Genomic DNA, 23,955 nt, shown 5'->3' on the forward strand with positions numbered 1-23,955 from the left:
TCTTCGATATTATTCGGGGAGGCACTTTTCTTATTTTAAGGTAATCTTTAACTAATGTTTTATAGTGGAAGGTTTGTGTATAATTAGTTTGATTGCCATGGGAGATGAAATGGGGAGAACTTATGTTTTTTCGCTTAATGTATCATATTGTCTTGCCTGTTTATGTAGTATTTGTCATTTTCGCCTCGGTTTCGTTAGGGAAAACTCAAAATGCTTTTTTTATGATTGTATTTGGTCTTCTTTTTATAGCCAGTATCTTTTTGGAAAGAATGTATACCCACTTATTTTTGTTTATCGCATCTGGTGAAATCATTTCGTTACTATTGTTTCATTACACCAGCCAACTGAATTGGTGTTATTCCATTTATATCATTTTACTTAGTAAATTTTTATTCCAAGTCAAGGGAGCCGTCAAGGGGATTTTTCTTGGTTTTGGTTTCATGGTTATTTACACTGTTATTCGCGCTACGTATTCCCCTGTAAATTCCTATAGCATATTTGGGGTTGGATCGGACTTTCTAACTTCAATAGCTGTCGTACTGATCATTCAGTATATTATTGAAATGGAAGCGAAAAAAAATACTCTTATTGAAGAGAAGAAACGTGAAGAATTACTGTACAAAGAGGAAAAAATGAAACTAATAGCAGAAATGGCTGCTGGACTTGCACATGAAATTAGAAACCCGTTGACGATCATTCAAGGGTTTCTGCAACATTCCAAAGAGGATCATTATAATATACAGCCTTGGTATGATTTAATCTTTAGTGAAGTCAACAGGATGAATAAATTAACGGTTGAATTCCTACAATTTTCAAAACCAGATGTTTCTCAATACCAAGTTTATTCCATCCACGATTGTTTAAAGAGGGTCATTTCCTTAACCAAATCCGAAGCCCAAAGTGTAGGACATCAAATCGTATACACACACACGGAGTATAATCCTGATCTTTTGGTGAAAATGGACTTCAATAAAATGGTACAGGTTTTTGTAAATTTAATTAACAATGCCATTCAATCTATGGTTGAAAGTGGACATATTACGATTCGATTGTTGAAAGTGGGGAACTTAGCAGTTTGTGAGGTTTGTGATACGGGTGTAGGTATAGAAGATGCAGACCTGAAAAAAATCTTTAATCCCTTCTTTACAACGAAAGCAGAAGGAACGGGTCTGGGGCTATCCATATGTCAGAAAATTGTTCAGGACCATGGGGGAACTATTGAGGTGAGTAGTACTCCGAAATATGGGTCTATTTTTACTATTTGTCTTCCTTTAGATACTGGTGCTAGTCACGCTCTGGACTTTTCCAATGATTAGTAGATGTTTAGTTTATAGGACCTAATTGGTCCTATTTTTTATGGAAATCGTTTTCCTACACAAAATTAAAAGTCTTTTAGTTTAAGCAGCAAAAAATAGTATATGAAAGTACGAGCCCGTTATTCAATCATCTCTAAAACTCCATCTGTTGAAAAAACTTTTCCTTCTAAGATATCCTTTTTTGATTCATTAATTATATTGCATTAATTCGGTTACTTGAAATCTGATAGGCTATTGTCACAAAACATTCACCTTTTTATAAAACCCACCCTATCCGTTTTCCTCATCAAGGTTCGGTTTTAAAGTGCAAAATTGCAATTAGCATAGAAAACGCAATACACTTGACAGACTAATTAACATCTAATTTGCAAGATTATACAGCATAAAAAATTAGAAAAATGCTCAGAGCTTTTTGCCTTGAGCATTTTTTATTATTTCAATTCGTTTCTTCTAAGGTCCACCTGACAGGCTGTAAACAATGTATTTATCTTTATTCTTCTTCAAAATCAGAAGGGTTGGTATGTTTCCATTCTCATCGACTGACTTTGGCTTCATTCCGTCCATTCCGTCCAGTTTTTCTCCTTTTGATTCTAGTTCATCGCCTATTTTATCTTGTATTTCTTCCGACGTGTATTCATTAGGAGGACCAAGATATTTTCTATCTCTGTATTCAATGTCGTTAGATGAACAAGCAGTTAAGAAAAACAGGAATAAAATTATAAGAGACAATAGATAACAGTTTTTCAAAAAAATATCACCTCGTCATTTTATATTTATATATTACCATTTAATTCCTTTTGGATATACCGTTGATTACTTTTTAGAAGACGTTTTAACATACAATTTAGCAAGATGACAAAAACATCTGTCACCTTGTTAAAAGGGGTACAAATTGGCGTGCCATTTTGTCTTAATTTTGATTATAAACCTTGAAATGTCAATAAAAAGAAGCAGTCCAATTCAGTTGCTAATTGGACTGCTAATTCGTGTATTATTTACTGTTTTGTACTCGAAAACCGAACCCGTTATCCAATAGGGAGGCTGCCTTTTTGTTGTATAATGAAAAAATTAAATCAAATTAGTCTTTAAATAGTTGATAATTTTAGATACAGATTCCTAGAGGGTAGTGGCAAGCACACTTCACACCTTTCCCTAACCCTCAGTTGCAAACTTATACCCAATCCCTCTTAACGTTACGATAAAAGGATAATCTGTATACTCAGCAATTTTTTCTCTTAAATTTTTGATATGGACATCTACTGTTCGTTCATTGATTACCTTTTCATTCTTTTTATATACGGTATTGATAATTTGTTCTCTTGAAAAAATTTGATCTGGGTGAGTCATAAATAGATAGAGCAGACGGTACTCGAAATGGGTTAAATCAAGTACTTCATCGTGGAATTTAACGACTCCCTTTAATGGTTTAATCGTTAACCCTTTATAGCTTAGTTTACTGCAGCGATTGGCCGTTCTTCGTAAAACTGTTTCAATCCTAACCGACAATTCCTCTACATTATAGGGCTTACCAATGTAGTCATCAGCCCCTTGTTTCAGCCCTTCGATTCGATCCTGGTCCGTATTATTGGAAGATACAATGATAATGGGTACATTACTGTCCAGTTCGTAACGCATCCAGGAGCAAACTTCGAGTCCATCCATATCAGGAAGAGATGTTTCTAAAAGCACAAAACAGGGATCGTGTTTTAAGTACAATTCACGAGCTGTTTGTCCATCAACAGCCTCCAATATTTCAAAACCCTGTCTAGTCAGATGAAATCTTAATACAGCTCTATTTTCACTATTGCTATCAATAATTAAAATGGATTTTCCTCTCAATCTTCTATCTTCCAACTTCCTCAACCCCTTGCCTCCATTATAGTGATAAAGAGAGTTTTACAAAAGGTGATGTTTTATATATAGAAAAACGACCCGCTGTTAACGGGTCATTCCGATTATTTGTTTTCCGCATTCTTCTTCCCAGCAAGTGTTTCATAGGCTGCATCATCCGGTGCATCGCCTTTCGGCCAGTCATTTATTTTATCAGGGAAATCAGGTCTAGGCATAGAGTTAATATAGGCTGCGATATTCATCGCTTCTTCATCTGTGGAGGAACCTGCTTCATAACCGCCCATTGGTGCTTTAGGCATATACTTTTTGATAAAGCCCCCAGCCGTTCTGACACGAGCCATACCTGCCCCAATATTGTAAGATTTGTCTCCCCAAAGAGGAAGTCCTGTGGCGCCGCCATCGCCGCCTTCTCCATGACAGGTAATGCAAGCTTTGTTGTATAGTTCTCGGCCGGCATCCACATTTACCTTGGTTAAATCCCCTTCAGCTTTTGGCATTTTCGCCCAAGGTCGTTCCTTCGTGCCATCAGGAACATTGGTTGAAATATACGTATAATAAGCAACCATTGCTTTCATCTCTTTGCTATCTAAAGGAAGCGGTTTTCCATTCATACTTCTTTTAAAACAACCGTTAATACGTTCTTCGATGGTAACGTCTTTCCCTGCACGTGGATTATATTGTGGATAAGTTTTTGAAATACCGACTAGATCAAGAGATGAAGCAACTCCACCATCCGCATGGCAGCTGGCGCAGCTCAGTTTGTTTCCTACATACTCATCTAAAACCGTGCTGGTTTCGTTATGTTCTTTATACCCTAGTTTAATTAATTCCCCTTCTTCGCCTTCCGGAACATCGTCCATACTTGGCGGTAAATAAGGATGGTCTGGTTTGGTTGCTGTTTGGTCTCCAGATGTTGATGATGGTGCAGATGCTGCAGAACTTACCGCTGGCTGCTCCTTTGAATCTAGTATAAATAAGTAGAATACACTAAATCCAAGTACGATCGTGGCAACAATGGCACCAAATGAAGCAATAAATAGTTTATTCATGTTTAAGCTCATCTCCATTTCAGAGGATTTCTCATAAGAGAGGATTTTTCCGAATTGTTTTTACAGGCTCATTATCTATAACGAGTGTTAAGATTCGGTTAAGTAAAATTGAGTGTTTCGTGAACAAGGGGTAAAAGAGAGGAGCGTTCACCAAATGTACAAAAAGTTTCAGAGGAGTAGTTCTGGAAAGTCCTAAGAGGATAACTGAATAATGGACTTTTGGGTAAAATACAGTTGGATTCTTATTGACGAGAGACAGATAAAATTTCGGAGGAAGTTAGTATGAAACATTTTACAGAAGAAGAAAAGATAAAGATTTTATCTGACATGATAGCGATTAAATCTATTAATGAAAACGAAATAGAAGTGGCAAGTTACTTGAAAGATTTATTTGCCCAATACGGCATTGAATCTAAAATTGTTCCAGTTACAGACACTCGCGTTAACTTAGTGGCCCAAATTGGAAGCGGGAGTCCAGTCATTGGTGTTTCTGGTCATATGGATGTCGTTTCTCCTGGTGATGAAAGCGAGTGGACTTCAGATCCGTTCACATTGACAGAAAGGGACGGAAAGTTGTACGGACGTGGAACAAATGACATGAAAGCAGGTTTAGTAAACCTTGCTTTAGTGATGATTGAACTCAAAGAAAATAATGAATTAAAAAATGGCACTGTCCGTTTTATGGCAACAACTGGTGAAGAGGTCGGCGGCGCAGGATCTAAAAAATTATACGAAGAAGGGTATATGGAAGATGTTGATTATCTATGGGTAGCTGAACCTTCTCATGACACCATTATTTACTCTCACAAAGGATCACTTAACTTGCGTGTAACGTCTATTGGTGAAGCAGCACACAGTTCTATGCCAGACCAAGGTTATAACGCGATTAATCCATTGATGGAATATCTATTAGAACTAGACGAAAAATTGAATGGCGATGATCGTAAAAATGAAGTTCTAGATAAATTGGTGATGAGTACAACTATTTTTAATGCAGGGAACCAAGTAAACTCCGTTCCAGAAAAAGCAGTAGCAGAAATAAACGTGCGGACGATTCCAGAATTTGATAATGATGAAGTGATTGACTTATTCAACACAACAGCGAGCATTTACAATAAAGAAGGCTCTAATATTGATGTTGAAGTGACCATGTCATTACCAAGTGTTTTCACTTCAGGACAGTCTAAAATGGTCTATCTTGCGAAAGAACTCGGTAAAAAACATTTAAATTTGGAAATTGCTGTTAAAGGTTCTCCAGGGGTAACGGATGCATCAAACTTATTACGAGGTAAAGATGACAACTTCCCATTCATGATGGTTGGTCCAGGCGAAACAAAAATGGCACACAAAACAGATGAATATGTCTACAAGGATTACTACTTTGCATTCTTCGATATCTATAAAGAGTTAATTTTAGGATTATCGAAATAAAAATAGATATATAAATAAACAGCACAATTCTTGTTACGGAATTGTGCCTTTTTCGTTTATAAATATTGATATTTTTTGAGAGGTTGATTCAGAAAATCAACTATTCTCTACATGTGATGCTTCCATGAAAAATACTTCCCATAGATGGCCATCAAGGTCGGCGAAGCTTCGTGAATACATGAAGCCGTGGTCCTGCGGATCGTTTGTAGGCGTTGCGCCGGCCGCCAATGCCTTTTCTGCTAACTTATCAACTTCCTGCCTGCTTTCAACAGACAAAGCGATAATAGCCTGTGAGCTTTTTTCCGTATTGGGAATTTCTTTTTTTGTGAAAGACTTAAAATACTCCTCTACTAAAAGCATGACATACATATTTTGATTAATTACCATACAGGCGGCTGATTCATTGGTGAACTGGGGATTAAACTCAAAACCTACCTTTGAAAAAAATCCCATTGTTTTTTCCAGGTTTTTAACTGGCAAATTCACAAAAATGTTTTGAACTCCCATACAATCCAACTTCCTTCCTTTTTTTAAAATGGTTTTACTTTTTTTCGTAAATTGCCATGGATGTTGTCTAGTGTTCACAAATTCTCACCTGTAGCATACCTAATTTTATCAAAAACATTACAGTTCCTATACTAACAGAGGAACTATTAATAAATCACCTGTTTGGAAAAGCCTATACTGAGGAATTCGGAAAATATATAGGAATTATTAGCAAGTGCCAGTCACTATCCGTAATTCGTTGAAATTTGATCGAAATTATTCGGGTGGTGACAGGTGCTTTTTTTAGTGCTCCATAAAGAAAGCTATTGCCATAAAATATTCACTTTTTTATAAAAGTCACCCTATCCATTTTCCTCATAAAACCATAAATAGACTCTGAATAAAGTTTTCCAATAAACAAGGATGGTGGTTAAGGATGGCAAAGTATCGAATGGTGCGAACTGAATTTTGGGAAAATCCCGTTGTGGAAGTAATGACCCCTGAGGAGAAGTATTTTTACCTCTATCTGCTGACAAATTCGAAAACAACTCAAATTGGCATCTATCGAATCACGAAGAAGCAAATGGCTTTTCATTTGGGCTATTCGATGGAGACTGTTCATTCGTTAATGGAACGATTTGCAGAGCAGCTTCAGTTGATTCGCTACAATCCGGAAACAAAAGAACTGGCGATTAAGTACTGGGGGGAATATAACCTGCATAAAGGCGGGAAACCAATCATGGACTGTATAACCGCCGAACTAAAAGAGGTCCAAGATCGCTCGCTTATTTCGTATGTTTCGGAAGGCATTAGCAATCCTGGGATAAGCAGTCTTTACGAATGTTTTAGTAGACAAGAAGAAATGCTTTTTAGCAACGGGGGCAGTGAACGAGAGGAACAGGATACATATACCGATAGTGAAGCGGAAGAGTTGTACGATACGTCAACGAACCGTGGGACGATACGTGGGCAAAAAGAAAAAGAAAAAGAAAATAAAAAAGAAAAACAAAAACAAAAAATAGCTTCTCAGCCATATATGGAGGATACTCCAGATTTAAAGAATCTTACAAAACCAGAAGATGTGAATGAAATTATCGAGTTTTGGGACTCAAATGGTTTTGGATTTACAAACGTGATGGCGAAGCAGCAGCTGCTAGCATGGTTGGAGGATTCTAGCTTTTTACAGCCGAAAGAGATGATCCTAAAAGCCATGGAGATTGCCTGTGCGAATAACAAGCGAAGGCTCAACTATATCGTTGCGATTCTTAGAAACTGGGAAAATGAATCGTTACTGACCGTAGCAGATGTTGATGCCCATCAGGCACCCCAACAGGCAGTACCAACATCCAAACAATCAACTGAAAATTTTCGGACCGGTAGAGATATTCCACGTGGATTCCACCTTGATCTAACGGCAGGTGAAGAGGAATGAGTATGGCTGAAAAAGCGTTCCTAGGCAGTTTGATGAAGGCGGAGTACCTACTAACAGATACCGTAATTCAGCCTGAACAGCTAGAAAGTGCACGGCATAAAGAAATCATGCGAAAAATGGTGGAGTTCAAACGTACCGGTAAAAATCTTGATTTGATTACTTTTTCAACCCTGTCCGACCTCGAATCAGTAGGGGGAATGTCCTATCTTTCGGAGCTGTTGTCCTATGCAGACATCGAGAAGTTCGATGGAACGGAAAAGATCATTCTGGAGTCGTGGAAGGATCGGGAAAAGAGAAACATCCTAACTGTTGCTACCGTGAATGACTGGGAGATTGCGAAGGTCGTCAGCGAATTGGATAAAATCAGCCAATTAAAGCTCGAGGATCATACCTCGTTGCAACAAGCGCTGGCCAACATCTATGAGGCACCCTGGGAAGATCAATTGCGCCTGAAAAGTGTCACAACGGGTATCAAAGAGCTTGACGAAATGACGGGAGGCTTTCAGGGCGGGGAAGTCACGATTCTAGCGGCCAGACCATCGATGGGAAAAACCGACGTGATGCTTCATTTTGCCAAAATGGCTGGTTGGGCCGGGTATCTGCCACTCGTATTTTCCTTAGAAATGCCTGAGCGGTTGATCACTAAACGATTAATTGCTTCGACAGGGGGCTTTAATCGTGCAAAAATGCGGGATCCGAAACGAATGCTAAGTCAAAGTCAAAAAGATAAATGGTCGGATGTGATTGGGGATCTCACGGAAACCAATATGCAAATTTTCGATGGGGCGGGACAAACAATTGCCGAGATGAGAGCGAAAACGAGAAAACTGATGAATCAATTTCCTGGCAAGAAGCCGATCCTGTTTATCGATTACTTAACACTGATCCAATCCAGTCAAGCGTACGGAGGGAATTCCCATCAACAAGTAACGGAAATTTCCAAATCGCTCAAAACGATGGCAAAGGATTTTGATTGCCCCGTCATCTGTTTGGCGCAGCTAAATCGGTCGGTGGAATCAAGGGCCAATAAGCGGCCGATGATGTCTGACATTCGGGAATCGGGAAGTGTGGAACAGGATGCCGATGTCATTTTGTTCCTATACCGCGAAGCCTATTATGACAAGGATTCTCAAGATCATTCCCTTGAAATCATTGTCTCGAAAAACCGAAATGGCCAAGTTGGAACCATCTCCGTGAATTACAACGAGTATACGGGAGCGATTGATGACCGAAAGGAACAGAGCCAAGCCCTTGTATAGCCGTCCTGCAGTCATTAAGAGCGAAGACCGCGAACCATATTATAAAATTAATGAGGTGGATTCACATGTTGGTGAGAGAACTTTACGAAGATAGTTTTCATTTTGAAGAATCGACTTTGGCTCATTACATCTACCATTTACTAGCGGAACAGAAAATTTCGTTAGGGGACGACATATCCAAATTAGACGCAGTTCAAGCAGATAACCAGAAAGTAGCGGAATTAATCCGAAAGAATGTATTAGGCATTCAGAAGGTTCGGGTCTACTCACTAAAGATGAATAAGAAGGAGTTTTATTTCATCTTTGCCAGCAGCCCGCAAGAGGCCATTCAATTCTTTACCGAAACATTTCAGCAAAGCCCATTAAACTGTCACGAATATCCACTAGAATTCGAGTTTGAGAGAGGGAAAGAGGTGGTTACGTTTCGGGAGATGAGGAAGGATTTCGAGAGTTTTCCGGCTATAGCGGGGCGGTATGGGAAGGGAGAGAAGGGAATAAACCTGCAATTGAAATAGTGAAATCCCCAGGGTTGAAAGTAACATCCTAATCCTATTTCAAATAAGTATCTTTTAGTAGTAGGTAATGCCCAGATGGCTGCCGAAATTAATGCAATTTTCATATCATCTTAAGAAATATATGGTAAAATCTTCATAAAAAGAATGTAGGAGAAACTAAAATGACTGAACTACGACATCTCGCAAGATTTCATAAAGCTGGTCAAGGCCTCTTTTTCACAGGAAGTTTTTACCGTGTCCATGATTCTAAAGAAATACGGTATATGATAGACTGTGGCTCGGAATACAAGAAAAGTTTAGATAACGAAATTGAAACATACATACAAACTTATAATAAAGAAGATCTTAATTTTTTAATACTTTCCCACCTTCATTTAGACCATGTTTCAGGACTTGAAAAACTTCTTAAAGACTTTGATAAAGATAAAATTAATAATATATTTTTACCCTATTTTGACCTACCTACCCGAATATTTTTGTTCCTTATATGGAAAAACAAAATTAAAGAAATTGATAAAAGTCTAGATTGGGTTCTAGATTTTATTTTACAACCTGTAGAGTTTCTAAGAAGTAGAAATTACCAAAATAATATTATCTTTATTCATGATTCGGATGATAACTTAAAAGATACTCAGCTACCAATTGTTACCCTACCTGATATTGAGATTAAAGCGAACAATGCAAAAATTCCAGATGAGAATGAATTAAAATCGGCTCGATCTAAAAATGTTTTGCACCTTAAAAACTGTCAAATACTTCTGTATAGTTTAGTCGAATTTGATTTATGGTACAAGAGTTGCAGTTTATCCAAGCTAGAAAAATTTAAAGAGGAGATTAAGGATATTCAGGTGAAAGAGGAACTTAAAAAAATAAAAAAAGATTCTCCACTTTATGAATTATTCAAAGAAATCCATAAAGATTTAAATGATACATCTTTATGTGTTTCTATTACTTGTGAAAATGAGCTGAGGCCTAAAATTAATAGTTTTTTATTACCGGAGGATTTCATTCAAAATCACCGAGCTTTGAAAGTAAGTTATTTTAATAAATACGAAGCTAATGGAAAATATTCGGAAGTTTATTCTAAAGATGAATACTTACATAGGTCTTATGGTTATAATAAGTATTCACTTTTTGCAAAATTCGGATATTTATTTACCGGAGATATTAATTTGGCACCAAGGAGTGGAAAAGAAAACGATAACTTTAAATCACTTATTATCCACTTTCTTCCTAAGGCTGCGGAAATTGGGATTCTGATTGTTCCCCATCACGGCTCACAATATAGCTGGGACTCAAAGCTCTTAAATTATTTGAATAACCCTTTTTGTGTAATCTCATCAGGTATTGAAAATAAATATCGTCATCCTGACTTCCTTGTAGTAAATGATATTTTCAAAAAAACCGGATGGTCATGGACAAATAATGAAATTAGCTTTGATCACGGAGTTGTATTAAAATGGGGGAGATAGGATAGTAGAATCACCTATGAACCCAATATGTTTAGTTTATGTCACAGTACTCCTTCATAAGAATGACGATGGTTAGAATTCATTTAGCTTATTGATTTGTAAGACTTGTTTTTTTACCACTATTCAAATCCATAGAATTGGAAGTGCTTATAAATGCAAAGAACTGCAAATTTTCAACCGCTTGCTTGGTTCTGGGACTTTTATCAAAGAGGCTTATTAGATTTAGAACCGAAATATCAACGTAGAAGTGTATGGAATCAAGAATATAGAGATTTTTTTGTTGATACTGTTTTAAATGATTATCCCGCACCAGCAATATTTTTACATCAGGAGATAACTCCTGAAGGACGATCTATTTATAGTGTTGTTGATGGTAAACAACGTCTTACAACACTTTTTGACTTTGCATCAGATTATTTTCCTGTAAGTGAAACATGTACAATTAGAGATATTCGAGGAAAGTATTTTAAGGACTTATCTGATGATACAAAACGGAAATTTTGGATGTATCAATTTTCAGTAGAGTATCTCCCTTCGACTGAAGAAGAAATTATTAATAATATTTTCGACAGAATAAACCGTAATGTTGCAAAACTAACTCCCCAAGAGTTGAGACATGCGAGGTTTGATGGAATATTTATTACTGAAGCTGAGCGATTAAGTGAATGGATGACAAAGAATCTTCCTAATAATTTTCCGGCAATAGTAGCTAAGTCACGTAGCCAGATGAAAGATGTTGAAATGGTCGCTCAACTCTTATTATTTTTAGAAGAAGATGTAAAGTCTTACTCACAAGACGATCTAGACAAAGCTTTTGCGGAACGTGATGTTGAGTGGGAATTAAAAGATGAAATTATTGAAAAATTTTATTTTACCATTGAATTCTTAAAAGCCATTTGTTCTGATCCTGAAATTGGACAGACCTTCTCTAGATCACGTTTAAAAAACCAAGCAGATTTCTATTCTTTGTTTGCGGCTATCAGTGAAGGTTTTGGGAATAACGAACTATTAAATCCGAAAGAAGTGGGCAAAAAATTATTAAGTTTTATTCAAAGAGTTGAGGACGAAAGTATTCGTTCGAAAGATGAGGTGGCCAAAAGGTACTTTGAAGCAACCAGATCAGCTTCAAACGATCCAAAACCAAGACGAACACGAATTGAGATTATTAGAGGTATTATATTAAATCAGGAAGGGGGACAGTAAATGATTATTCCCAGCATTTTGAGTCGGCGGTATACAGAAGAATCGCCGCTTATTGAAGAAGTTGGGAAAAGAGTTAAGGAAACCATCCTTAATTTTTGTGAAAAAAATGGTTACGCCTTTATTTCACGTATAAAAACGATTGACTCAATTGCAGAAAAAATTGAAACAGGAAGATTTAAGTCGTGGTCTTTAATAGATGATCTTTTTGCTTGTACTATTATTGTACCTACTCTTTCCCATGAAGATGAAATTATTGAATTTTGTAGAAATGTTTTTGATGTTAGGGATGTTAAAGCTCGAGGAAAAGCCAAAAAGGCTCCAGAGGTTTTTAGATTTGATTCAACAAGGATTACTGCAAGACTCAAAAGGCCAAGTGGTTTAAATGTGGAGGAAGCACCTATTTATAAAGTGAGATTTGAAGTTCAAGTTAAGAGTGCCTTCGAACATGCTTGGGCAGTTTCAACACATTCATTAGCTTATAAGAGCTCACAAGTAGATTGGAAGCGATTAAGATTAGCGGCACAGTTAAAAGCTTCCGTGGAACAGCTGGATATGTTAATTTTAGGTTTTGAGCAGGCTTCTCTTAATGTAACAGAAAGTATTTGGCCTGAACTCCAGATTAAAACTAAAATATCGGAAAAGTTAATTGAATTATTCAGTCAAGGGACTATACCATCAGAATTTAAACCTAAAGATTTATCTCGATTTTGCGATAATGTTCTAACCTTATTAAGGAAATACAATAAAGAAGACCAATACGAAAAGGCTTTGGATTTAATTGAAGAAGAGTTGACTAACACTAAACCTGAACTTATGCCGAGAAGTCTTTCCTTTTTTCAATATTTATTAGCGATATTTTTTAAAAATGGATTCATTGATAATACTGCACCAGGTTATACCTTTCATGTTACTCCTGACTTATTAAGTCTGTTTCCTGAATGTGGCGAAATAGCAACATACTTTGATTACGAAAAGTAAATCAATGCCCTAGGACTTTGATAATAGGGTTTACATTTCACCTTTAATAATGGAAAGGGATTGATTGATTTAAAGAGAAATTCTGATAACCTGTCCTGTCCATGAAATATTGAAATTTTGCTAAGATCAATCTAAACTCAAATATGATTGAGGAGAATAACAAGTTTAGGTTGCGTACTGATAATAAATCATAGGAGCGCCCAACTTATTTTTGAAACAAAATGAATGTTTTTTAATCTGCCAAATAACTTTAACAAAAACGAGCCGCTCATTAATATGGGCCGCTCGTTTTTTGTTATTGCTTATTCAAGGTGTATTTTAATGCTTCATATACACCATTAATTCCAGCGCTAGTACCAGTAAATACAAATTTATTTTTTTCTGGAATGTAGCTTCCGCCATAACCTTCCCATACAGAACTACTATGAGACCAATTGATAGTGCCTAACTTTTCAATTTCACTTTGCCAATCAAGGTTATTTTGATTGTAAATTACTTCGTTTAAGTACTTGCCAATTCCTTGTAGCGTAGCCGCTGTGCCAATAATGTACTTCTCGCGGTTAGAAGCATCCTCAGGTAATACTTCAAATAATAAATTGATGATTTCATCGAGCGTATTGTAAAATTCATTATAAGTTTCGACGTTTAATATGCCTTCTTTATCTTTATTAGCCCCGGTGATTATATAACATAGCATATTTCTTAATGTAGAAAGGACCATTATTTGATTGTTATTACCACGAATTTGAGTTTTTTCAGTTTCTATATTCAATCTTAATAACTGTTCGTTATTTTTAGCTAATTCTTTAGCTAACCTATTATACAAATCGCTAGAGTCAAAGTTTAATGCAATGGATTTGTTAGGTTTACCAGCTAAAAGATTTAAATCATGGAACAGTTGTTGTTCCCCTTTTTGATCTATTCCAGTGAAAATCACAACAGGAATAGTCATATTTTCTAGGATGTTAAGCTTTTCCGCAAGCTTTTCTCTCTCGTTTTGATTGCTTGAGTTTTCTATATTCTCCTTTAAAGTCGAAATTGCTAATTTAATTGCTTCTGAACGATGTTGTCCATCATTTATAGAGAAAACAGTGCTAATATCAACATCAATTGTAGATTCATCTTCATTATATTGAATTTCATTTTTACATGTAACTGTAATAGCACTTAAAAATGTCATTCTTTTTTTATTAATACCATCTAAAATGTATTTTGCAATTGATTTAACACGGGGCTTACTTAGTTTTCGTTGAACTTCTGGAAAAACCTTAAAGAAACTTTCAAGTTTATTGAAAGGAATCATTGTTACATAAGTTTCCCTTCCAAATTGATTTCCCTTTGAACCTTTAAATGAAATTTTAATTGAATTTGCTACTGACATTTTACCACCTCGGAATTGTTATGTATTTAATTTATCATTATTAAACATTTATTTCAATTTCTTTTTTTATTTTTATTTAAAAAATTTATTAGCCGCTCAGTTTTAATGTGAACTATCCCATATGCTTTATTTTATCAGCTAAAAAATGAGTAGATATTTAAGATTTATATAAATTTTTATGCCACTTTGATAAAAATATAATTTTTATTTATTTAACAAAAAAGTTTGACAAATCAAAGAACGTGTTATTTAATTATAAATAACGGGCCGCTCAACGTTAGTGGGAGGAAATTTGATATGATTACTATAAAAGATATGAAACTTACATTAAATGAGATAAAATTAGTTTGTAGCTTTGAAAGTGCTCAAGAGGTCATTTCTTTTTTGGAAAAGAAAGGTTTTTGGAACGACGACAACGTTTGGAGATATTTGGGTGACACTGAAAACAATTACTCTAGTATTGGAAATCAGCAAAGTCATCCGGTTTCTTCAATTGTGGAAAAGGTTGTAAATGCATTCGATGCAATCTTGATGAATGCTGGTAAAGAAATGGGGATTGACTTATACAATGTTCTAGATCCTGCAAAGACTAAAGAAAATATTTTAAAATATATACAAGAATGTAATAGTACAGCTCCGGATATAAAAAAAGTTAAAGAAGATATTTCGCGATTAGTTGCGATTTCTTTAACAGGTGCTACACATCCTGATAATCCTAATGTTACAATTGCAGATCGTGGCGAAGGACAAACGCCTGATAGTTTACCAGATACTATTCTATCATTAGGTAAAAGCAATAAGATTCGAATCCCAATTGTTCAAGGAAAACATAATATGGGAGGAAGTGGCGTAGCGAAGTTTACTGAACTACAAGTTATTGTTACTCGAAAAAATCCAGCTTTAATAAATTCAACAAATCCACGCGATAATCAGTGGGCTTTCACAGTAATTAGACGAACACCACCAACTGGTAATATGCGCAGTTCTGTAGTGGAATATTTAGCGCCAATTGCCGCAGATAGTAATCCGAAGAGTGGATCTGTCTTAGGTTTTGAAGCAGATACATTTGCAATTATGCCGAATGCAACAACTCTATGCGGTACAGAAGTAGAGTATGGAACATTCATTAAATTATTTGAATATGAAGTTGGCGCACATAAGACTAGTATCCTATTAGATAATGGTCTAGGGCATGCTATTAAAATGCGTTTACCAAAAATGGCGGTACCTGTTCGTTTTTGTGAATTCCGTGAATTTAGGGCACAAGGAGCTAAAAATGTATTTGCAGATGGTCTATTAGACTACTTTGCTGATTCTCGTCAAGGAGATTTAGAAGAAGGTTTCCCAACGCATACTTCCATGACAGTACATGGAGAAATGTTGACCTGTTCTACATATGTATTTAAACGGACAACGCTTTCAAGATTCTTACGTGGTACAGGTGTGATTTTCTCTTTAAATGGCCAAACTCATGCAATGCTCGATAAGGCTATTTATTCACGCAAACGACTTAAACTAAATGAAATAAAAGATGATACCTTAACAATTGTTGATTGCAGTCATTTAACTAATGCAGCAATTGAGAAATTGTTCATGAACAGCCGTGACCGATTAGTGGATTCCCCCTTTACAGAAGAAGTAAAAAAGGAACTAGAAAATTATCTGGCTAATGAAGCAGGTCTTAAGCGATTAAATGAGGCCCGTATTCAAGAGATGATTAAAAATAGTATGGCTGATAATAAGCCTTTAGCAGATGCATTAAAGAAAGTCGTAAAGAATACAGAAGTATTGAACCAATTATTAGATTTAGGAATTGATATTCCTGGTGATGAGGGTACTGGTTCTGGTATTAATGAAGGGGAAGGAAGTGGGGCGGAAAAATTTGTAGGAAAAGAGACTCCTACCTTCTTTAGATTTTATGGCCAGCAAGATGAATATGTCCTTCAAGGAAAAAACCAACAAGGAAAGAAATCCCGCATTAAATTTGAAACAGATGCGAATAATGATCTTTTTTCGCGAGAAGGATCGGATTGGAAATGTCAATTGTTATTATTACAATCTGATTCCGATTTTATCATGTTAGATCACACACTAAATCCAAAAGATGGTAATGCGTTGCTATCATTTAATCTGCCAAGTTTTTATAAGGAAAATGATGTAGTGAAATGTAGATTTGATGTTAAGAGTGAGGCGGCAGACGAAACTTTCAGTAATTTATTTGAACTTACCATCGTTATGCCTTATGAATCATCAGGTGGAGGTGGTGGTGGTGGCTCTACGGGAAATACTGGTGGTACTGGTTTAGGGAATGCACCATCTAAGAGTAAATTAAAACTGCCAAATATGTCGACAGTCACAAAGGATGACTGGGAACAATATGGTTTTAATGCTAAGCGTGTTTTAAAGATTATTGATAGCACAGAGTCTTTAACTTTTGTGTTCAATATAGATAACACAGTATTGAAATCAGAGGTAAGTTCTGCCCGTCAAAGCCTGAAAGACCTAACTAAAAATAAGTTCATTTATGGAATGACAATGTTAGGGCTCGCAGCGTATTCTCTTGTGAAAGAAGATAATGAGAGTTCTAAAGGATTTAACTCTTTAGAAGATGTTGAAAAAATCTGTGAGGCATATGCTCCATTTATTATTCCTACATTAAACATGTTGAATTCTATTACGGGAATTGGAGACTGATTAACTCATGAATTTATTAGTGTTAGTAAGCACGTGCTATATTAGCTCGTGCTTGCTTCACACAGGTGATCTTATTTTTGTCCGCCAGTAGCTTCTTTGGGGATGACTTTCACGACTATTTATGCACGGAAAAAACAACACCACTCGGTGAAGTAGTTTTGACTTTATTAGTACAAAAAGGTTCATTGAATCCTAATGGGTATACTTTGAGGATAAATTTAAATCCTTCCCGCTGCCGGCGAGCTTGCAGAAAACCAAATGGCAGTTTTTACACGTTTTTTTATCGACACTATAAAAATGGAAAAATAACTAAAAATGGGTATGATTAATATTCAAGGTAATAATTGTTTAATATAATTACGTTGGAGGTCAAATATGAGCGAATACAATAATAACAAAAAATTTAGGCACACTTATTTATAGTATAGATAGAGTTCCATATGAGGAAAGAAAATCTTTAGATTCTCAATATCAGTTTGGTATAGACCTGATAGAAGTAAAACAGGATATAATTTCTTTTGTTCGTGCAGCAGTATCAATGCAAGGAAACTTCAAGTCCTTAAAAAACAGTTGTGATTTTTCTTCAATAGGAATTAGTGAGCGACATCAAGTAGTCCAAGAAATATTAAATAATGCTTTATTCGTTAGAGCATTTATAGAAGGAAGAGATCATTTATATAATTACAATCCAAAGCTTACAAAAGTTAGACTTTATTAAAAGATAGTTAAACAAGCATACAATCATACTAGATACGCCAACATTTATATTAATTCAAACCTTGTATTTCCCTCATTAAAACGAGCTACATCAAAAAAATACTTAGATCAAGTAGATCAAAACGTAAGATTTGCAAGATTCTTATGTCAGTACATTATTAGCAATGGTAATAATGAATATCAGTCAATTATTTTTTAAAATAGTTAAAGCGAGTGCCTGTTTCACTACCAACTATTTGTCGAATTCTCCTCGACAAGATTCGGGTGGTGACAGGCACTCTTTTTATCTGTACGATTAATACCAACGAAAATTTGAAAGTTGTTATTCCAGTATATCTAGACTATTTTGTGCATAACAACACAAATGAAATTATAGATGGCTATTATACAGTTATTGGAAAAGTAGTTAAGGTAGTTACGGATTCGGATGACGAATACAGGATTTAAGTTGTTTAAACAAAAGTCACTAGATGATTTGTTTATCTCAATGAATAATGGTGTTGATGAACAACTTGATGTTCCAAATATTCAATCAAGAATCAACGCACCGTCTCTTTTGGTTCTACCAATGGCGATATATTCTTGATCCATATTATTAGTTAGAAAAGAAACAGGTAGGCCTGTTTCTATGAACCGCTGAATATTTTACACATTTTATATACAGTAAAGAAAGTGCCAGGTATCCATTTTTATTTGGATGGTGCCTGGCACTTTTAGCAATGAAATTTCGAAAGTATTATATATCAAATAATTTAGCAAATACAGACCGCGTAGGTTTTTGGATTTTTTCCTCTAGAAGTTTTTTTCCTAAAATCTCTTCCATTGAAATAAGCATATATTCTCCTTGGTCGGAATATTCAGCGTTAGGATTTTTAGAACATATACAAGTATCCTTGTCATGCATTCTAAGTATATAAACTGAACCATCTTCTTCGGAAGGGGTCACTTTATACTTTATATGATACTTAATAATAAAATTGTCAATCCATCTGAATATAGGAGATGTTATCATTAAAAATATTAAGAAGAAAGTAACTCCCAGGCCTAATGCGGATGTTATTTCTTTAGTTTCAATTTGAAATCCTGGTATCGTAAGAACTTGAAATACAAGTATAAAATATGAAACCGCTACTGCCATAATAATAGAGAACAATGCTGTATTAAAATAATGAACCTTTATTCTTTGTTCATCTGTAAAAAAAGTTCTTCCAAGATTAGTTTTTGAATTTAGAGCATTTAGGGGTATAATCACCCCAGCTACTGTTATCAATAATGGTATTATAATACTTATAAAGTTCATCCTTGTATCCTCCTGAATGCTAATACTATTATTACGTATTAAAGGAGCAATAGTTTCATAGTAGCGAAGGGGTCAGGTCAGTCCCCCATTGATTTAAAGCTTTACCTAATTGGGGGACTGACCCCGTTTTTTCAAACAATTTTTGCAGAATAATTTCAATCACTCGTTTGTTAATTTGCATTTTATTATTTGTTGGGATACAGATATAAAGCGTGGTGATATTGTTGAAAATATCAATAAAGTAAAAAGGAAAATGGTTATTGCAGCTTCTGTAAATCCGGGTGCTTATACAAAATATTTTTTAGATGATCCAAGAAATCCACATAAAATTGAAGTTTTTGTTTTAAAACATTACCTGAAAGAAAAATTAAACATCGAATTTAGACCTAGAACTTCAGCTGAATTCCATAGTTAATATCATTGCCACCGGTCAATATGGCTGGCGTCCTCTTTTGAGATACAGATTACTTAACAGCAATAAGAAAAAAGTTTTTAAAGAAGGTAACTAACCCATAAGGGAGTTGCCTTTTCATGTATCCTGTAATCGAATAAGAAACTATTTTGAATATGGACAGTTCCATCGTTTTTTCATGTAATCTTTTTAACCAGAGAATGAAGGACTTGCGGATTCAAATCTTTTAGGTTTAGGATGTCTCTTATTTTTTCTATATTAATAAATAGATAAATATTGGAAGGAAAAAGGTATAATAATATTTGAGGCATATATCGAGTTTTTGTGATTGAGGGGTGCAAAATGAGTAGATTAATAGATAGCAGCATATCAATATATGAGGCTTTACAAAACATTAAAGACGGAAAATACGTAATGCCTGCGTTTCAAAGACAATTTGTCTGGGGTATGGAGCAAATTGAAAAACTATGGGATTCCATTTTGTTGGATTACCCTATTGCTACATTTCTATTTTGGCATGTTGATGACTCCAATGTGTCATGGGATACATATTTTTGCAGTTTTTTATCAGAGGTTACATTTGATAGCAGAAAACAGGCTGACACTGTTAATTATGAGTTGACAAGCATAAATGTTAAGAATACCGATACGGCGATATTGGATGGACAGCAAAGGCTAACATCACTGTTTTTATCATTGTTTGGGGAAGCATACATACGTCCGAATTACGCCAGAAAGAAGTCTGGCGATAGGATTGTAACTAAACTTCTGATAGAGCTGAACAAGAATAAGATTTCTGTTGATGAAGAAGAGTATAACAGCAAGAAATTCGATATTAAGTTTAGTGATAAAATTGGCAAATTGAGTCCGACCCAGTTTGAGTTGAAAAACATCCTTGATGAGAGATTCCAGGATGGAACTACAAGAGAAATAGCAATTGAAGAAGCCATAGTTAATGTTCCTGCAGATAGCAAGGATTACGCCCGAAACATTCTGCAAAAGTTGTATAATAAGATTTTTGTCGAAAAGCTGGTTAGATATACGGAAATTACAGATATGAAACAAGATGATGCTCTTGAGATGTTTGTAAGGTTTAATAGTGGCGGTAAAGCACTGCGTAAATCCGAAATTACAATGTCAATACTTGAGGCATACTGGCCAAGTGCAAAAACGGAGTTTGGAAACATCCTCGTTGAATCATATGATGGCTTTGGTACGGACTTTATTATTCGTTCAGCTTTGATGCTGTATGGTGATGTTGTAAAATCCAACATTAACAAAAAGATTGCAGAGAATTTGAAAAACGATTGGAGCGGGTTCAAGAAAGCATTGAAAAATTTGGAAAGCCTGCTGAAGGAAATGAAAATTGATGTCAGCCGTTTTTCAGGTAGTTGGAACGTGCTGTTGCCGATTATCTATTATATTTATTATAATCCTGATTACGGTAAAAACATCAAAGGTGTTCGTGCCTATTTACTAAGGGCAATATTCTTTACATACTTCCAATCTGGCACTACAGGGAAGCTGCAACAGATGAAGAGTAACATCAATAGCTTTGATTATGAAATTACAATCGAAATGCTCGATCAGATGAATGACTTGAGAGTCACAGATGGTAAAATTGAAGATGTACTCAACTCTGAAAAAGGCAGCAGAGTCGCCGGAGAGGTTTTATACTACTTGAATCTTGACTGGACAAATAAGAACTTTAAATATGAACAAGACCATCTTCACCCGGATAACAGGTTTAATGAAGGTAAGCCAGTATCTGTTACAATAGAAGATTGGAAAAGATGGCGTGGAATGCGTAATCGTTTACCTAATCTACATCTGCTTGAAGGTAGAAGTAATGGCAGCAAGAATGCTATGCGTCTTGTTGACTATTATAATGATATGAACAATCAGCAAAAGACGGATTTTTGTAAACAGGCTATGATTCCGCAAGATGTTTCACTTGAAATAGAAGAATTCGAAAGGTTTTATGAGACAAGAAAAGCAATTCTCACGGAAAGGATACGTGAGTTGTTAGGGTGATATCTTAGTTCCATTTGAGAAAAATTGGATTTAGATTTAAACGAGTATGGCGGTTGTGTAAGAAATGGGTATACCTGCATTGCGGATACACTTGATGTTGCTTAAAGAAAGTGCCCTGTCATGACCTGAAATTTGTCGAATTCTCCTCGACAAGATTCGGGTGGTGCCAGGCACTTTTTTTATTATTTCAATCCATGCTTTTCTACTCTAAATCCTCAATTTTTTTTGCAGCTTATCAATTCTTGCAAAACTATTCAAAGCATTTAACCACGCTCCTAAATCTACAAGAGACTGATATTAAACAGAAGATGCTGATTCAGCTTCTTATTAAAGAAATTAAGGTGGGTGATGATAAATTAATTGACTTCATATTCGAAGACAATTCGAATAGGGCCTTTTCTATTTGATTGAATATCTAATTATTGATGGAAAAAATATAGTTTATTAGTAGGGTTAAATGATGTTTGTATCGAGGCTATGGTCTTTGTAGTGTCGTTAAATGTAGAAAATTGCTGAAATATTTAATTAAAATTCTAGAGATAAAAACCGGTAAAATGTTAATAGGAAATTTATATCATAAAAAAGGGAGTCTATCATATGAGAAGTTGGAAAACGTGTCAAAAATGTGGAGGAGATTTAGGGAGTTGTGGTTGCGAGAGCGAAAGGAACTTATTTGTAAATCGGAGTTACATAGATAGAAAAAACCGAAGAATAAATTTAAGCGATATAATTTATGTGGAAAAAGAACTAGACGATCGCGGTTATATTGGTAAAGTGGAAAAAATTGATGGCGATCGAATTACTGTAGGTAGTTTATCTAATGATTCTTCCGGCTACTTCTTTCTAAGTATGGAGTATTTAAATAATTATTTTGAACTAAAGGTACTTTTCCCTTCAGATGAAACTACTTTTGGTGAGGAGTTTAAGAAGGGTGCGATTGTATATAACCATAACGATGATTATGATAATGATTTGTATAATGGAGAAGTAATCGATGTTTCACAAGATCGAAAAGAAATTAAGATTAAATGGATTGATGCATATGGTGGGTATGAGGAAACAATAGTATCTTATCCCTACACTCCTGAGATAATTCCTAGGGTAGTTGTTACTAGTGATTCTGCTGTATTTTCAAATGACTTCACGGAAGGTAAAGTAATAGTATATGGTCCTGAATACGATTTAAAGGAAGATTATTATCATTATTGTGATTGTATTTTAGAAATCTCGGATGATAGAAGATTGATGAAAGTGGAACATTTAGGGCATGACTCCGTAGATTGGATATCATATTTTGATTTTTATGTGGATTATATATCCCGAAGTGAGTATAAACTTTTACCTGCTAATCAAAAAAATATTTTGAAAAATAAAATGTGGAGAAGATTAATGCAAGAAAATTACTAGAATTAAAGAAATTGGGTCCAAGTTAAACAGGCCCAATTTCTATTTCAATAATTAGTACATCTCACATAGTTCCTTAAAGTTACATCGCTCACACTTTTTCTCATATTCAGTTTTTGGAAAGTACTCAAGACTGAAAGGCTTATTTTGTTCAGGATCTTCTAGGTAATTCAACATGGTTTGAATACTTAAACCGAACATTTCCTCCAACTTGTCTAAATCAACGGGGTTTAATTTATAGGATTTGTGTGTTCCTGAAAGCAAGTATTCATTTCGAATCTCAATTTCGTCTAAGTCTTTTACATTGAAAGCCCGCTGCAAGTACATGGCGTACAAAGCAAGCTGGTGACGATCTTCAAATGATTCTTTACCTGTTTTCCAGTCAACGATAATCCATTTACCTTCTTGAATATCCCTATAGACAAAGTCCATAACAATAGTGATCTTTACATCGTTCATTTTCATATAACGAAATCGTTCTGCTTCAACAAATCTCATTTGTCTTTTATTAATAATGTCTGTGAAAGTTTTGCTGTTAAAGAAATGCTTGATACAAACATCCAATCTTTCCTGAATGTCATTTACCTTTTCCACCGGAAGGCTGCCATTATAGTAGATTTCATGAAGCATTGTATAATATTTTGGTCGGGCTATCCAAAGTGATTTCCGATGCATTGAGTCTTGGAAGGCAGTATTTAGGATATTACGTAGCCTCAGAATAAGTTCACTTTCCGATGGAATATGATTTGTGGACAGGTATTGCTTAATTACATTAAAGATTATGTCGTGAACAGCATTCCCAAATAGCATCTCTAGATTAGTAATTTTCTTGAGACGGTATGCATCACGAGAAATAGTAGGTGCATCATTCTTCCAGCCGTTATGACCAATATAGTAATCATAGGCATATTTTCTTTGGCAATCTAGAAAAGTCTTATGTCGGGATAATGACCAAGAAAACTCAGGATATATTGTTTCTTTGAACAAGTGTATCACCTCATTATCATAAAGAATTGGAAAA

At 35.3% G+C, this 23,955-nt stretch carries 18 protein-coding genes; 11 read left to right on the top strand and 7 right to left on the bottom strand.

The genetic code is table 11. The features are described 5' to 3' along the window. The first annotated feature begins 122 nt into the window (after nt 1-122). Complete coding sequence (locus V5M37_RS03305) at nt 123-1,316, top strand: two-component system sensor histidine kinase NtrB (protein WP_423800739.1); 1,194 nt, start codon at nt 123-125, stop codon at nt 1,314-1,316. Nucleotides 1,317-1,766: 450 nt separating this feature from the next. Here the strand turns inward: V5M37_RS03305 and V5M37_RS03310 are convergent, their stop codons facing one another. The 3 genes from V5M37_RS03310 to V5M37_RS03320 form a co-directional block, all read right to left on the bottom strand. Beyond that, nucleotides 1,767-2,063 carry a hypothetical protein gene (locus V5M37_RS03310; RefSeq protein WP_423800740.1) on the bottom strand — a complete coding sequence of 99 codons (297 nt, stop codon included), beginning with the start codon at nt 2,061-2,063 and terminating at the stop codon, nt 1,767-1,769. Between the two features lie 405 nt (nt 2,064-2,468). Beyond that, nucleotides 2,469-3,179 (bottom strand): response regulator transcription factor, encoded by a 711-nt coding sequence (locus V5M37_RS03315; RefSeq protein ID WP_423800741.1) that lies wholly within the window; start codon nt 3,177-3,179, stop codon nt 2,469-2,471. Nucleotides 3,180-3,271: 92 nt separating this feature from the next. Further along, nucleotides 3,272-4,216, bottom strand: a complete 945-nt coding sequence (locus tag V5M37_RS03320) for a c-type cytochrome (protein WP_423800742.1) — start codon at nt 4,214-4,216, stop codon at nt 3,272-3,274. A gap of 282 nt (nt 4,217-4,498) precedes the next feature. Here V5M37_RS03320 and V5M37_RS03325 point away from each other — a divergent pair, with 282 nt between their 5' ends. Beyond that, nucleotides 4,499-5,647 carry an ArgE/DapE family deacylase gene (locus V5M37_RS03325; protein WP_423800743.1) on the top strand — a complete coding sequence of 383 codons (1,149 nt, stop codon included), beginning with the start codon at nt 4,499-4,501 and terminating at the stop codon, nt 5,645-5,647. A 96-nt stretch (nt 5,648-5,743) separates the two neighbouring features. Here V5M37_RS03325 and V5M37_RS03330 read toward each other — a convergent pair whose 3' ends face one another. Beyond that, entirely contained in the window at nt 5,744-6,154 is a 411-nt protein-coding gene (locus V5M37_RS03330) for a VOC family protein (RefSeq protein WP_423802566.1), read from the bottom strand. Between the two features lie 415 nt (nt 6,155-6,569). Here V5M37_RS03330 and V5M37_RS03335 point away from each other — a divergent pair, with 415 nt between their 5' ends. The 6 genes from V5M37_RS03335 to V5M37_RS03360 all read left to right on the top strand — a co-directional run bounded on the left by V5M37_RS03335 (nt 6,570) and on the right by V5M37_RS03360 (nt 12,992). Beyond that, a complete protein-coding gene (locus V5M37_RS03335) occupies nt 6,570-7,565 on the top strand; it encodes a DnaD domain protein (RefSeq protein WP_423800744.1) in 996 nt (331 codons plus the stop codon). Nucleotides 7,566-7,567: 2 nt separating this feature from the next. Further along, a complete protein-coding gene (locus V5M37_RS03340; RefSeq protein WP_423800745.1) occupies nt 7,568-8,824 on the top strand; it encodes a DnaB-like helicase C-terminal domain-containing protein in 1,257 nt (418 codons plus the stop codon). 65 nt (nt 8,825-8,889) lie between these two features. Continuing rightward, complete coding sequence (locus V5M37_RS03345) at nt 8,890-9,339, top strand: hypothetical protein (RefSeq protein ID WP_423800746.1); 450 nt, start codon at nt 8,890-8,892, stop codon at nt 9,337-9,339. Between the two features lie 161 nt (nt 9,340-9,500). Continuing rightward, complete coding sequence (locus tag V5M37_RS03350; RefSeq protein WP_423800747.1) at nt 9,501-10,811, top strand: MBL fold metallo-hydrolase; 1,311 nt, start codon at nt 9,501-9,503, stop codon at nt 10,809-10,811. Nucleotides 10,812-10,964: 153 nt separating this feature from the next. Next, a complete protein-coding gene (locus tag V5M37_RS03355) occupies nt 10,965-12,014 on the top strand; it encodes a DUF262 domain-containing protein (RefSeq protein ID WP_423800748.1) in 1,050 nt (349 codons plus the stop codon). Then, a complete protein-coding gene (locus V5M37_RS03360) occupies nt 12,015-12,992 on the top strand; it encodes a hypothetical protein (protein WP_423800749.1) in 978 nt (325 codons plus the stop codon). Nucleotides 12,993-13,287: 295 nt separating this feature from the next. Here V5M37_RS03360 and V5M37_RS03365 read toward each other — a convergent pair whose 3' ends face one another. Beyond that, nucleotides 13,288-14,373: a DNA sulfur modification protein DndB gene (locus tag V5M37_RS03365; RefSeq protein WP_423800750.1), complete on the bottom strand. Its 1,086-nt coding sequence runs from the start codon at nt 14,371-14,373 to the stop codon at nt 13,288-13,290. A gap of 297 nt (nt 14,374-14,670) precedes the next feature. On the opposite strand from V5M37_RS03365, the gene V5M37_RS03370 reads away from it, so the two are divergent. Continuing rightward, complete coding sequence (locus V5M37_RS03370; protein WP_423800751.1) at nt 14,671-17,067, top strand: hypothetical protein; 2,397 nt, start codon at nt 14,671-14,673, stop codon at nt 17,065-17,067. 1,453 nt (nt 17,068-18,520) lie between these two features. Here the strand turns inward: V5M37_RS03370 and V5M37_RS03375 are convergent. Next, the gene (locus tag V5M37_RS03375) at nt 18,521-19,084 is read right to left on the bottom strand and encodes a hypothetical protein (RefSeq protein WP_423800752.1); all 564 of its coding nucleotides are present in this window, start codon (nt 19,082-19,084) and stop codon (nt 18,521-18,523) included. A 754-nt stretch (nt 19,085-19,838) separates the two neighbouring features. Here V5M37_RS03375 and V5M37_RS03380 point away from each other — a divergent pair. Together V5M37_RS03380 and V5M37_RS03385 are read left to right on the top strand one after the other, a co-directional pair. After that, nucleotides 19,839-21,530: a DUF262 domain-containing protein gene (locus V5M37_RS03380; RefSeq protein WP_423800753.1), complete on the top strand. Its 1,692-nt coding sequence runs from the start codon at nt 19,839-19,841 to the stop codon at nt 21,528-21,530. Nucleotides 21,531-22,127: 597 nt separating this feature from the next. Further along, nucleotides 22,128-22,937 (top strand): hypothetical protein, encoded by an 810-nt coding sequence (locus tag V5M37_RS03385; RefSeq protein ID WP_423800754.1) that lies wholly within the window; start codon nt 22,128-22,130, stop codon nt 22,935-22,937. Between the two features lie 51 nt (nt 22,938-22,988). On the opposite strand, the gene V5M37_RS03390 is transcribed toward V5M37_RS03385, so the two are convergent. Further along, the gene (locus V5M37_RS03390; RefSeq protein ID WP_423800755.1) at nt 22,989-23,921 is read right to left on the bottom strand and encodes a PD-(D/E)XK nuclease family protein; all 933 of its coding nucleotides are present in this window, start codon (nt 23,919-23,921) and stop codon (nt 22,989-22,991) included. Nucleotides 23,922-23,955: the final 34 nt, after the last annotated feature.

This window comes from Neobacillus sp. SAB-20_R2A (assembly GCF_049568635.1).
GTDB lineage: Bacteria > Bacillota > Bacilli > Bacillales > Cytobacillaceae > Neobacillus > Neobacillus citreus.

Bases quoted from the DNA above. Each gene is read 5' to 3' on its own strand.
- V5M37_RS03305 (WP_423800739.1), top strand. From the start codon at position 123: ATGTTTTTTCGCTTAATGTATCATATTGTCTTGCCTGTTTATGTAGTA.
- V5M37_RS03320 (WP_423800742.1), bottom strand. From the start codon at position 4,216: ATGAATAAACTATTTATTGCTTCATTTGGTGCCATTGTTGCCACGATC.
- V5M37_RS03325 (WP_423800743.1), top strand. From the start codon at position 4,499: ATGAAACATTTTACAGAAGAAGAAAAGATAAAGATTTTATCTGACATG.
- V5M37_RS03330 (WP_423802566.1), bottom strand. From the start codon at position 6,154: ATGGGAGTTCAAAACATTTTTGTGAATTTGCCAGTTAAAAACCTGGAA.
- V5M37_RS03335 (WP_423800744.1), top strand. From the start codon at position 6,570: ATGGCAAAGTATCGAATGGTGCGAACTGAATTTTGGGAAAATCCCGTT.
- V5M37_RS03340 (WP_423800745.1), top strand. From the start codon at position 7,568: ATGGCTGAAAAAGCGTTCCTAGGCAGTTTGATGAAGGCGGAGTACCTA.
- V5M37_RS03345 (WP_423800746.1), top strand. From the start codon at position 8,890: ATGTTGGTGAGAGAACTTTACGAAGATAGTTTTCATTTTGAAGAATCG.
- V5M37_RS03350 (WP_423800747.1), top strand. From the start codon at position 9,501: ATGACTGAACTACGACATCTCGCAAGATTTCATAAAGCTGGTCAAGGC.
- V5M37_RS03355 (WP_423800748.1), top strand. From the start codon at position 10,965: ATGCAAAGAACTGCAAATTTTCAACCGCTTGCTTGGTTCTGGGACTTT.
- V5M37_RS03360 (WP_423800749.1), top strand. From the start codon at position 12,015: ATGATTATTCCCAGCATTTTGAGTCGGCGGTATACAGAAGAATCGCCG.
- V5M37_RS03365 (WP_423800750.1), bottom strand. From the start codon at position 14,373: ATGTCAGTAGCAAATTCAATTAAAATTTCATTTAAAGGTTCAAAGGGA.
- V5M37_RS03370 (WP_423800751.1), top strand. From the start codon at position 14,671: ATGATTACTATAAAAGATATGAAACTTACATTAAATGAGATAAAATTA.
- V5M37_RS03375 (WP_423800752.1), bottom strand. From the start codon at position 19,084: ATGAACTTTATAAGTATTATAATACCATTATTGATAACAGTAGCTGGG.
- V5M37_RS03380 (WP_423800753.1), top strand. From the start codon at position 19,839: ATGAGTAGATTAATAGATAGCAGCATATCAATATATGAGGCTTTACAA.
- V5M37_RS03385 (WP_423800754.1), top strand. From the start codon at position 22,128: ATGAGAAGTTGGAAAACGTGTCAAAAATGTGGAGGAGATTTAGGGAGT.